The 12,271-nt window shown below is 44.6% G+C and carries 11 protein-coding genes; all 11 read right to left on the bottom strand.

The genetic code is table 11. The features are described 5' to 3' along the window. Positions 1 to 38: 38 nt before the first annotated feature. Positions 39 to 350, bottom strand: coding sequence for a flagellar hook-basal body complex protein FliE (fliE, locus tag AMS66_RS27505; RefSeq protein ID WP_024630209.1), 312 nt, complete (start codon positions 348 to 350; stop codon positions 39 to 41). A gap of 67 nt (positions 351 to 417) precedes the next feature. After that, positions 418 to 867, bottom strand: coding sequence for a flagellar basal body rod protein FlgC (flgC, locus tag AMS66_RS27500; protein WP_053783791.1), 450 nt, complete (start codon positions 865 to 867; stop codon positions 418 to 420). 5 nt (positions 868 to 872) lie between these two features. Then, a complete protein-coding gene (gene flgB / locus AMS66_RS27495) occupies positions 873 to 1,280 on the bottom strand; it encodes a flagellar basal body rod protein FlgB (RefSeq protein ID WP_053783790.1) in 408 nt (135 codons plus the stop codon). 990 nt (positions 1,281 to 2,270) lie between these two features. Further along, positions 2,271 to 3,671 (bottom strand): ATP-dependent protease ATPase subunit HslU, encoded by a 1,401-nt coding sequence (hslU, locus tag AMS66_RS27490; protein WP_053783789.1) that lies wholly within the window; start codon positions 3,669 to 3,671, stop codon positions 2,271 to 2,273. A 139-nt stretch (positions 3,672 to 3,810) separates the two neighbouring features. Further along, positions 3,811 to 4,353, bottom strand: a complete 543-nt coding sequence (gene hslV, locus AMS66_RS27485) for an ATP-dependent protease subunit HslV (RefSeq protein ID WP_024630205.1) — start codon at positions 4,351 to 4,353, stop codon at positions 3,811 to 3,813. Positions 4,354 to 4,379: 26 nt separating this feature from the next. Further along, positions 4,380 to 5,723 (bottom strand): FADH(2)-oxidizing methylenetetrahydrofolate--tRNA-(uracil(54)-C(5))-methyltransferase TrmFO, encoded by a 1,344-nt coding sequence (gene trmFO / locus AMS66_RS27480; RefSeq protein ID WP_407944575.1) that lies wholly within the window; start codon positions 5,721 to 5,723, stop codon positions 4,380 to 4,382. Between the two features lie 23 nt (positions 5,724 to 5,746). After that, on the bottom strand, positions 5,747 to 7,837 hold the full coding sequence (topA, locus tag AMS66_RS27475) for a type I DNA topoisomerase (RefSeq protein ID WP_053783787.1): 2,091 nt from the start codon (positions 7,835 to 7,837) through the stop codon (positions 5,747 to 5,749). Positions 7,838 to 7,956: 119 nt separating this feature from the next. After that, a complete protein-coding gene (dprA, locus tag AMS66_RS27470; RefSeq protein ID WP_053783786.1) occupies positions 7,957 to 9,087 on the bottom strand; it encodes a DNA-processing protein DprA in 1,131 nt (376 codons plus the stop codon). A gap of 245 nt (positions 9,088 to 9,332) precedes the next feature. Further along, positions 9,333 to 10,262, bottom strand: a complete 930-nt coding sequence (gene sucD, locus AMS66_RS27465; RefSeq protein ID WP_024630202.1) for a succinate--CoA ligase subunit alpha — start codon at positions 10,260 to 10,262, stop codon at positions 9,333 to 9,335. Between the two features lie 79 nt (positions 10,263 to 10,341). Next, positions 10,342 to 11,502 carry an ADP-forming succinate--CoA ligase subunit beta gene (gene sucC, locus AMS66_RS27460; protein WP_053783785.1) on the bottom strand — a complete coding sequence of 387 codons (1,161 nt, stop codon included), beginning with the start codon at positions 11,500 to 11,502 and terminating at the stop codon, positions 10,342 to 10,344. A gap of 249 nt (positions 11,503 to 11,751) precedes the next feature. Then, positions 11,752 to 12,207, bottom strand: a complete 456-nt coding sequence (locus AMS66_RS27455) for a MarR family winged helix-turn-helix transcriptional regulator (protein ID WP_053783784.1) — start codon at positions 12,205 to 12,207, stop codon at positions 11,752 to 11,754. Positions 12,208 to 12,271 lie beyond the last annotated feature (64 nt).

Here is a 12,271-nt window from a genome sequence, read left to right as displayed (position 1 = left end):
AGTAATCAGCGCTGTTGTCGAAGCGCATGTAAGCCAATTTACAATTGCGTACGCATAATCTCCTGATATGCTTCGACTACTTTGTTTCGGACTTGAGTCGTAAGTTGCAGACTCAACAGGGCCTGTTCGGAAGCGATCATCACCTGATCAACATTCACTTTTCCAACCAGGAATTGGTTTGACATTTCATGTGCTTGGGTCTCCTGTGCAGCTACAGACCCTAGCGCATCCTGTAGGTATGTACCGAAGCTCTGAATGGTTTCGGCTGGTGTAGATGGTTTGCTTTGTGCCGTACTTTGCATCTGAAGCGGTTGAATCCCCTGTGTGCTAAACATGTTGTTCTGAATCATTAATGTCCCTCCCTTTCATCTCTGTTCTTTGGTTTTATGGATATTTCCACCTTTAAGCCGTTAATTATTACCTTCCAATCTCCAATGCCTTTGATATCATTGCTTTGGTTGAGTTCAAAGCTGTGACGTTTGCCTCATATGAGCGTGATGCCGAGATCATGTCCACCATTTCTTTCGCGATATCCACGTTAGGCATGTAAACATACCCCTCAGCGTTGGCATCCGGATGTGAAGGGTCATAGACCGGTTTCAAAGGCGATTGATCTTCACGAATCTCTGATACTCGAACTCCCTCTCCAGACCCACTGTTTTTCATTTGATTTTGAAGCAAACTGTTGAAGGAGGACTTGTTCGGTTCAAGCACAACCATCTTGCGTTTGTAAGGAACCGCCTCACCGTTGGTTACACTCGCGCGAGTCGTCTCGGCGTTGGCAATGTTGGAAGATATAACGTCCATTCGCAAACGCTGAGCTGTTAGAGCCGATGCACTGATACTGAAACTGTTACTAATATTCACCTAAGTTATCTCCCTTCGACTCCAACACGCATCATTTTAATCTGTTCATTTACTTGCTGAATATAAGCGTTGTAACGCAGCTGGTTCTCCGCCAGAAGACTCATTTCTTTGTCTACATCGACGTTGTTCTGGTTGTTATTCATGGAGGTTGACTGGTCCATATTAACTACTGGTGTAGGTATGGAAGAGGAAGGACCTATGACAAAATGCCTTGAATCCGTTACTTTCCCTTTAAGAACAGGCATATCTCCATTCATTTGTTCCTGCAGCATTTCTTCAAAAGCAACGTCCGAACGCTTGAAATACGGGGTGTCCGCATTCGCGATGTTGTCAGCAATCGTTCGTTGTCTAATGTTGGAGGCATCGAGTGCACCTTGTAACCTTTGAAAACTAATATCATTCAAAAGATTCATAATCGCCCTCCTCTCTTTTAGAAATTATGGAAATAGATTCAATCTTTTTCCGTCAGGATACTTATGTTTTTTCGACAAAAAACATTCGCTTTTACACGGTTTTCTAGGACTTAAGTAGAATTAACTCTGATGTTGTCGTATAACATAAGTTTCTTCGAGATTGGGATATATTACAATAAGAAAAAAGCCCTATCTTTTCTGAAAGACAGAGCTTTTTGTGTATTTTCTGCAAATTATGAATTTTTTCGTAAATGTCGGGGCCCAAAACAAAAATAAGCTTAAGCACTCTATATGAGCTCTTAAACATTCTTAAAATTTGTACTATGCTCCCGTACGTTTGAGCACATCATATTAATACAAACCTGAAATACATTGAGAGGCTTCAATCCGTTTTCTGTTAGAAATATTTACCGATATAATAAGCTTTCTTATCAATTCAACTATACTCTTTGATCTTCAATGAAATAGATAATTGACAAAATATCCATATTGGATTATTTGATTTTACTGAATTTCCCCAACACTTTTTTAACATTTATACCTCGTATGCAGATTTTAATGAACCGATAAAATTTTGTCACATCTGCAATGTGAACAAATTCTTTTTTTGCGCATTTGCGCAAAAATTTCTTACTCCTCTAATTAAACCGATCACCAGACTTGGAAAAAATAAATCCTTTTATTGGGATTTATAGAATTATTGAATATGAGTTGTAAGTGCATCTTTAGGGTGTAAATACATTATCTCTGCGGCACAAGTCCTAGATTGTCTTTCGTCTTATACAACTCCAACTCTTTTATCGGTTATAATACTGCATTATATTAGACTGAAACAAAAATAAACGGCATACCCTTGGATTGAATAAAGTCTACGAGAGTCAGAACCAGGACCGAATATCCTATTTCCGTGTAGTCGTTTGATCTTCATTCATCCAGTGTATACCGTCATTCATACTTCAAACATGCTCTGAACAGAGCAATACACCTATGTTACAAGATATATTGGCTTAAATCACGATCCAGTGCAATGTCATTCAATTTCTCACGTACATATTCCGGAGTGATTACCATGCGATCCAATGTAAGTTCTGGCGCTTCAAAAGATAGATCCTCAAGAAGTTTCTCCAGAATAGTATGCAGACGCCGTGCACCGATATTTTCGGTATTCTGATTCACGGACTCAGCCAGCTTGGCAATCTCACGAATGGCATCATCCGAGAACTCAATTTCAATATTCTCCGTACGCAGCAAATCCACATACTGCTTGGTTAATGCATTTTTAGGTTCCGTGAGGATCGATACAAATTCATCAAGCGTCAGGCTGTTCAGTTCTACACGGATTGGAAAACGTCCCTGAAGCTCTGGAATGAGATCCGAGGGTTTTGCTACGTGAAATGCACCGGCTGCCATAAACAGGATGTAATCCGTTTTGACAGGGCCATACTTCGTCATTACCGTAGATCCTTCCACGATTGGCAGAATATCACGCTGTACACCTTCACGGGATACATCGGGGCCGCTACCGCGTCCCTGACTGGCCACTTTATCAATTTCGTCAATGAATATGATACCTGTCTGTTCCGCCCGGCGGATGGACTCCTGAGTAACATCATCCATATCGATCAACTTGCCGGCTTCTTCCTGGATCAACACTTTGCGAGCTTCTTTAATCGCCAGTTTACGTTTTTTGGTACGACGAGGCAATAAACTGCCAAACATCTCCTGCATGTTCATCCCCATCTGATCATTTCCTTGACCCGCGAACATATCCATCATATTTGGCGTGGTATCTTCCACGTCAATCTCGATAACGTCATCTTCCAGCTTGCCAGATAACAAATCGAATTTGATTTTACGTCGCCGCTCGGCTACTCCCGTATCCGGTTCTTGCTCTTCGGTTTCTGGCGCGTTATTGCCATTGTTGCCAAAAATCATTTCGAACGGATTCCGCTGATTCTTGGATTTGGATTGTGAAGGTGCCAAAATATGTACAATCCGTTCATTGGCAGCCTCTTCGGCTTTGTCCTTCACCTTTTCTGTACGTTCCAGCTTGACCATCCGCAAAGATGTTTCAATCAGATCACGAATCATCGATTCCACGTCACGGCCAACATAACCCACTTCCGTGAACTTCGTCGCCTCCACCTTTACGAATGGAGCTCCTACCAGCTTCGCCAGTCGGCGTGCAATCTCCGTTTTGCCGACACCGGTAGGTCCAATCATCAGGATATTTTTAGGCACAATATCATCCTGGGTATGCTCAGGCAAGAGGCTGCGACGATAACGATTGCGAAGGGCAACCGCTACCGATTTTTTAGCCTGTTTTTGACCTACAATGTACTTGTCAAGCTCTGCAACGATTTGTCTTGGCGTTAACGCTTGAGTATGCATATAGATTCCCTCCTACCAGTATGCGAACCTTGTTTATGAGATAGAACGTTATTAATCTTACCTACAAGGACAAAGAATCTCCACGAAGTAGCTGAAGCCGATTTAATCATCATGCTCCATCACGGGAGATTGCTTTTCCTTACAACTCTTCAACAATAATATTATTGTTGGTATATACGCATAACTCTGAAGCAATCTGGAGTGATTCACGAGCAATGTCTTTCGCTTCCAGATCCACCGCATGACGTTTTAACGCACGCGCAGCAGATAAGGCAAAGTTTCCTCCTGAGCCGATAGCAATAACGTCATCATCCGGCTCGATAATTTCGCCCCCGCCAGAAATCAGCAGCATACCCGTTTTATCCATAACAATAAGGAGTGCTTCCAGCTTGCGCAAAATCCGATCCTGGCGCCAATCCTTGGCGAGTTCTACCGCTGCGCGCTGCAGATTGCCATGGTGTTCCTCCAGTTTGCCTTCGAACTTCTCAAACAAGGTAATGGCATCCGCTACGGAACCGGCAAAACCCGCCACAACCTGTCCACGATATAAACGTCTTACCTTTTTGGCTGTATTTTTCATTACAACACTTTGCCCCATGGTAACCTGACCATCACCGGCAATCGCTGCTTTGCCATTATGACGAACTGCACAGATCGTTGTAGCATGAAATGACATATCCATGATATCAGCCTCCTCCCACGATTAATTTACACGCGTTCTGGAACGGTTAGACCTTCAGCTGCTGCAAAACGAGCAATGCTATCCAGTGCACGCTGCGCAAGTGCTTCATTTTTTTCCTTTTTGTTACGTATTTTGGTTTCCAGTTTCGGCAGCAATCCGAAGTTTGCATTCATTGGCTGGAAGTGTTTGAAATCAGCGGTTGTAATATACTGTGCCATACTGCCCAGAGTTGTCTCCACCGGCAATACTACCAATTCCTGTCCAAGGGCTGCTTTGGCTGCATTCATACCCGCGATTAAACCGGATGCCGCAGACTCTACATAACCTTCTACTCCTGTCATTTGACCTGCAAAGAACAGGTTCGGACGCTCTTTGAACTGATACGTTGGACGAAGCAGTTTGGGAGAATTAATAAATGTATTACGGTGCATTACGCCATAACGGACGAATTCCGCATTTTCAAGTCCAGGGATCAAATTAAAGACACGCTTTTGCTCTCCCCATTTCAGATGCGTCTGGAATCCCACCAGATTGTACAGCGTTCCTGCCGCATTGTCCTGTCTAAGCTGAACAACAGCGTGTGGAAGCTCTCCAGTATGCGGATTGACGAGTCCTACAGGTTTCATCGGACCAAACAAAGCCGTCTGTTTACCACGCTTCATCATGACTTCAATCGGCATACAGCCTTCAAAGTAAATTTCTTTCTCAAACTCTTTCAGCTGAGCAACTTCCGCTGTGATCAATGCTTCATAGAACACATCGAATTCCTCTTCTGTCATTGGGCAGTTCAAGTACGCTGCTTCGCCCTTATCATAACGTGAAGCAAGATAGACCTTATCCATATCAATGGAATCTTTTTCGATAATCGGCGCAGCCGCATCATAGAAGTAGAAGTATTCCTCACCCATTAGAGCCTTGATTTGCTCTGACAATGCTGGTGAAGTCAATGGTCCGGTTGCAACAACAACGATTCCGTTTTCCGGCAAATTAGTCAGCTCTTCATTGACAACCTCGATGAGCGGATGCTGATGAAGCGTAGATGTGATCTCTCCTGAGAATCCGTCCCGGTCCACAGCAAGTGCCCCACCTGCTGGAACGGCATGACGGTCTGCTGCACCCAAAACCAGAGAATTAAGCATTCTCATTTCTTCCTTCAATACTCCAACTGCGTTGGTCAAGCCATTGGCACGAAGTGAGTTGCTGCATACCAGTTCTGCAAATTTATCTGTATGGTGAGCCGGCGTTTTCACAACCGGTCTCATCTCGTATAGTTTTACGCGCACACCGCGACTTGCGATCTGCCAAGCTGCTTCTGTTCCTGCCAACCCGGCACCAATAACGGTTACTTGTTGTTCATTCGTCAAAATCATTTACCCCCATTATGCTAATCCGCTCATTCTTCATCCGGTTCCTCTACCGGCTCTTGATGATCACATGAAGTACACTGCAATCGTGTTCCCTGTTTGTTCCGCTTCTCAATCATTAATGATCCACAACTTGGACATGGTTTCGCTGATGGTTTATCCCACGATACAAAATCACATTCAGGATACTTGTCACAGCCATAGAAAATACGGCCTTTTTTACTGCGGCGTTCAACAACATGCCCTTCCCTACACTTCGGACAAGTTACACCAATGTCCTTGATGATCGGTTTGGTATTCCGGCAATCCGGAAATCCGGAACATGCGAGAAACTTGCCGAAACGTCCCAGCTTATAAACGAGCGGTTTGCCGCACTTCTCACATATTTCATCCGATACTTCATCTTCAATCTCGATTTCTTTCATTTCTTCTTCTGCAAACTCAAGGCGTTTCTCAAAGGACTCATAGAATTCTGCGAGTACTTTGACCCAGTCCTCCGACCCTTCCTCCACATGGTCAAGATCACCTTCCATGTTCGCGGTGAACTCCACATTCAGGATCTCAGGGAAAAACTCCTCCATCTGTTCGATAACCAGTTCACCCAATTCCGTTGGCATGAACTTCTTCTCTTCAATTGCAACATATCCGCGCTTCTGAATGGTCTCCAGCGTTGGCGCATATGTACTCGGACGCCCTATGCCCAGTTCCTCAAGCGTTTTAACTAACCTTGCTTCCGTATAACGTGGTGGCGGCTGTGTAAAGTGCTGTTTCGGCTCAATCTCCCGATTCTCCAGCACATCTCCATTTTTCAGCGGAGGCAGCAGACGATCTTCTTCCGTTGTGCCGTCATCATTACCTTCTACATACACCTTCATAAATCCCTGGAAACGAACCTTGGAACCCGCTGCCCGGAAAATCGTATCTCCTGCAGCAATGTCTACGGATAGTGTATCCAGAACGGCAGATGACATCTGGCTCGCTATAAAACGTTCCCAAACCAGTTTGTACAACCGGAATTGATCACGGCTCATAAACGATTTAATGGAATCCGGATCACGCAAAATTGAAGTTGGACGAATTGCTTCATGCGCGTCTTGAGCATTGGCTGCTTTTTTGGAATAGTTTCTAGGCGTTTCTGGTGCAAATGGTTCACCGTACTTGCCAATAATGTATTCCTTTGCTTCTTCCTGAGCCGATGCTGCAATTCGGGTAGAGTCTGTACGCATATACGTAATGAGACCTACTGTGCCTTCTTTTCCGAGGTCTACACCTTCATACAGCTGTTGCGCGACAGACATCGTCTTGGAAGCTCTGAAATTCAATTTACGTGCGGCTTCCTGCTGCAATGAACTCGTTGTGAACGGAGCAGAAGGGTTACGGCTGCGTTCTTTCTCTTTAACTTCTTTGACTGTAAAAGAAGCACCTTCGATTTGTTTTAAAATGGCCTGTACTTCTGCCTCACTGCCAAGTTCGGTTTTTGTACCGTTCAACTGATGGAACTTGGCTTCAAACGGATTTCCATCCGCTGTCAGTTTGGCAGTAATGCTCCAGTACTCTTCCGGTTCAAAATCATTAATTTCATTTTCACGATCCAAAATGATTTTGACGGCCACGGACTGAACGCGGCCAGCGGACAACCCTTTTTTGACTTTCTTCCATAATAACGGACTAATTTTATATCCTACAAGCCGATCCAGAATACGTCTTGCCTGCTGCGCGTTAACCAGATCCATGTTGATTTTGCGTGGCGTTTTGAACGCATCTTTGACAGCCTGTTTCGTAATTTCATTAAATACTACTCGGCAGTCCGCGGTTTCGTCCAGTTCAAGTGCATGGGCCAAATGCCATGCAATAGCCTCACCTTCGCGATCCGGGTCAGCTGCGAGATACACTTTTTTCACTTTCTTACGTGCATCCTTCAGTTCTTTCAAAATTGAACCTTTGCCGCGGATCGTAATATATTTCGGATTAAAATTATTCTCTACCTCAACGCCGATCTGACTCTTTGGCAAATCGCGTACATGTCCCATCGAAGCTTTTACGATGAACTTGCTGCCTAAATATTTGCCGATCGTCTTCGCCTTTGAGGGCGACTCCACGATTACGAGTGCATCCGCCATAGGTTCATCCTCCTCTCAGTCATGAAACTGCTGCTTGTTTTTATGATTCATACTTCATTAGCAGCAGGACTAACTTCCGCTAATAATCTATTTTCACATGCTGCCTTAATGCAGCATCGTCATACCCTTGCGTATTTCGTTCCAGGTAATTGGCTAATCTGCTTTTTTATGATTAAAGATAACAGAACTGAATGCAAATGTCCAAAATCCCATTTGAGCTGTTCCACAAGTTGATCCAGGGATTGCTCTTCCCGCTCTAGCAGATAAATAACACGTTGTTCATCTGAAGATAGTTTTACGACAGGGAATATTCCTTGATTCGAAGTTTCACTGCTTTCCGTTGAACGTCCTCTATTGTAAGGAAGTTGCTCCATATTTGGCAAGTCCAATTGAAACTCTTCCAATAAATCTGCGGCACAGGTCACCAATTTTGCCCCCTGACGAATCAAATTGTGCGAACCTCGACTTTTGGGAGATGTAATGGGACCTGGGACTGCAAACACGTCTCTTCCCGCTTCAAGAGCAGCATCTGCAGTAATGAGTGATCCGCTTCGGATATCAGCCTCAACGACCAGCGTACCCAGAGTTAACCCAGCAATGATCCGATTGCGTTCCGGAAATAATCCCTGACGTGCACGCGTACCTGGAGGATATTCTGACAAGAGCAGCCCTGTTTCGGCAATTCGTTCGGCAAGACTTGTATTTTCAGGAGGATAGATGTTGTCAATTCCTGTCCCAAATACCGCAATGGTTTTGCCATTTGAACGGAGTGCCGCATCGTGACACACACTATCTATTCCTCTGGCTAGCCCACTTACAATTGTCAGACCAGCCTTGCATAATTGCTCCGCTAGCTTCTCACCAATTTTGCGTCCGTATACCGTGGGCATGCGGGTTCCTACCATTGCAATGGATTGGGTGTGCAACAGATTCAGATCTCCACGACCGTACATTACCCAGGGTGGCTGAACGGTTTCCTTCATTAATATGGGGTAATCCTGATCCAGATAGGTAACGACCTCAATTCCTAGTTTATAAACACTCTCTTGTCTCTGCTCAATCCAGTCGACATTGAATTGTTTGGTTAAACGTGTAGCCTGATCCTTGCGTAATCCCGCAGCAATCCAATCTCCTTCTTTATAGTGCAGAAGATCCGTCAGTTGATGTTGTCCTGATAACAGTTTGGAGATTGTTTTCTTACCAATACCATCCGTTTCATGCAGTCCAATCAAAATCCATCTTTCTTCCATATCAAAAACCTCCCATATCGGGAAGAAAATCTTCCCTCATATTGTGTGTTATGTGACAACGGAATGCAAGCGTTTACTCTCGCAGGCAGATAACCAAGCTCATTTTCACCCGGTAAAAAAACGCAAAAAAGCAACCCTTCGCCCTGTTCAGGACAAAAGGTTGCTTACCTTTTCCGCATTATCAATAGTCGGTTCACCAGGAAATTAAATTCCTGAACCGTTTCTTCTATTATAACGGAAAAGAATTAGTGTGTCGTGCACAAATTCAGAATACCGCGTTCTTCAAGTACGCTCACAAGAGTCGAGCCCATTTCAGCTGGCGTTGGAGCAACTTTGATTCCGCAAGATTCCAGTTTCGCAATTTTTTCTTTGGCTGTACCTTTACCACCAGAGATAATAGCGCCTGCATGACCCATGCGTTTCCCTGGAGGCGCAGTAACGCCACCAATGAAACCAACTACCGGTTTGGTCATGTTATCGCGTACCCACTCTGCCGCATCTTCTTCAGCCGTACCGCCGATTTCACCGATCATGATGACCGCATGTGTCTGCGGATCTTCATTGAACCGTTTCAGGATATCAATGAACTCGGAGCCTTTAACCGGGTCGCCCCCGATTCCCACAGCAGAAGATTGTCCAATTCCACGTGCAGACAATTGATGAACAGCTTCATACGTGAGTGTTCCACTACGGGATACCACGCCAACATGACCAGGCATATGAATATAACCTGGCATGATGCCGATTTTGCATTCGCCTGGTGTAATAACGCCCGGACAGTTTGGTCCGATCAGAACGGTATCTTTGCCTTCCATGAAACGGTCAACCTTGACCATATCAAGTACCGGGATACCTTCGGTAATACAGATCACGAGATCCAGCTCTGCGTCCACAGCTTCCATGATGGAATCCGCTGCAAATGCCGGAGGAACGTAGATGACGCTCGCTGTTGCGCCCGTAGCTTCCTTCGCTTCCTGTACCGTATTGAACACTGGGAGACTGACTACTTTGCCATCTTCCAGTGTAATATCAACATTGGTTCCGCCTTTACCCGGTGTAACGCCGCCTACCATCTGGGTTCCGTAGTCCAATGCGCCCTTCGTGTGGAACATTCCCGTTGAACCCGTAATGCCTTGCGTAATGACTTTTGTATTTTTATCAATCAAAATACTCACGTTGCTTCACATCCTTACGGTTATTTTTCAAGTGCCGGACAGCTCCGGAACTAAGGCAGCAATTTGCCCAGGAATGAACTTATTTTACGAGGGCAACAATTTTCTGTGCACCATCGGCCATAGAATCAGCAGGAACGATATTCAGGCCGGATTCACCCAAAATACGTTTACCAAGTTCCACGTTAGTTCCTTCAAGACGAACAACCAGCGGCTTAGTCAGGCCAAGCTGCTTCGCGGCTTCAACAACACCATTGGCAATGACATCACAACGCATAATGCCGCCAAAAATGTTAACGAAGATACCCGCTACTTTGGCATCAGACAAAATGATTTTGAAAGCTTCGGTCACTTTCTCTGTTGTCGCACCGCCCCCAACATCGAGGAAGTTGGCCGGGTCGCCGCCATAGTATTTGATGATATCCATCGTCGCCATCGCAAGTCCCGCACCATTGACCATACAGCCGATGTTTCCATCAAGTGCTATGTAGCTCAGGTCGTATTTGGAAGCTTCGATTTCTTTTTCGTCTTCTTCATCCAAGTCGCGCAGTTCCAGAATGTCTTTGTGACGGAACAAGGCGTTGGAATCAAAATTCAATTTTGCATCCAGCGCGATAACGTTTCCATCTCCGGTAACAACGAGTGGATTAATTTCGGCAATGGAGCAATCTTTTTCGACAAATGCTTTGTACAACGCAAGCATAAACTTAACTGCTTTGTTCACCAACTCATTCGGAATACGAATGCTGTAGGCCAGTTTACGTGCCTGGAACACTTGCAATCCAATTGCAGGGTCAATAATTTCTTTGAAAATTTTCTCAGGTGTAGCTTCAGCTACTTCTTCGATCTCTGTACCGCCTTCTTCGGAAGCCATCATCACGACGCGTCCTGTGGCACGGTCCACAACAACACCCACATAATACTCTTTGCGGATATCGCATCCTTCTTCAATCAGAAGACGCTTCACTTCTTTGCCTTCAGGTCCAGTTTGGTGTGTTACCAATACTTTTCCCAAAATTTCGGATGCGTAAGCACGAACTTCGTCGATACTTTTTGCTACTTTCACGCCGCCGGCTTTCCCCCGGCCACCTGCATGAATTTGCGCTTTGACTACAGTCACTGGACTGCCCAGTGCCTCTGCGGCCGCAACCGCTTCATCGACTGTATAAGCAACCTTTCCGTTTGGAACGGTGACTCCATACTGTTTCAGTACTTCTTTTCCTTGATATTCATGGATATTCATTCTCGAATCCTCCTATCAACATGACTGCAACAAGGCGGGTTGGTAGACTAACAAAAGACAAATGTTGACTATTTTCACTTAAACCCAATTCATTGTAACATGTTTTTAAAACGCTTTCCTTAAAAAAGTAATGGTTAATAGACAGTATTTTGATATGAGTATGATCCCATATTGTGAATGCTTGGATATTAATGGAAAAAACCTTAGCTAATAAGCCAAGGTTTCTTGATTGTAATACGACGATACATTTTATTTTCTGACTTCTTTGGTGTTGGTCTGATGAACTTTCTCCAGCAGGCCCTTGAACTGTCCCAGTAAAGATTCGAACTCTGAGCTGTTCAGACACGCATCTTCCTGGATTGCTTCAGGTATAGACAAGGCTTTATGGCGAAGTTCCCGCCCAGAGTCTGTAAGTGTAATTAATACTTTTCGTTCATCCAGGGCTGAACGTTCGCGATGAATAAGTCCTGCTGACTGCAAACGTTTCAGAAGAGGCGTCAATGTGCCTGAATCGAGGTAAAGTGCCTCTCCGATTTCCTTAACCGTACATTCTTCACGTTCCCACAACACCATCAAGACCAGGTATTGAGAATAAGTTACACCAAGCACCTCAAGATAGGGCTGATACATCTTCGTAATTTCACGTGAACAAGCGTATATGGCAAAGCATAATTGATTATCCAGCTTCAAACTTTCATTCTGCATATAACTGACTCACCTACCTATTGTGCATTCTATATTCCTTATAATAAAGATTCCCCCCTAATAT

This window comes from Paenibacillus xylanivorans, assembly GCF_001280595.1.
GTDB classification, from domain to species: Bacteria; Bacillota; Bacilli; order Paenibacillales; family Paenibacillaceae; genus Paenibacillus; species Paenibacillus xylanivorans.
This window is presented reverse-complemented; position numbering and strand designations above follow the sequence as displayed.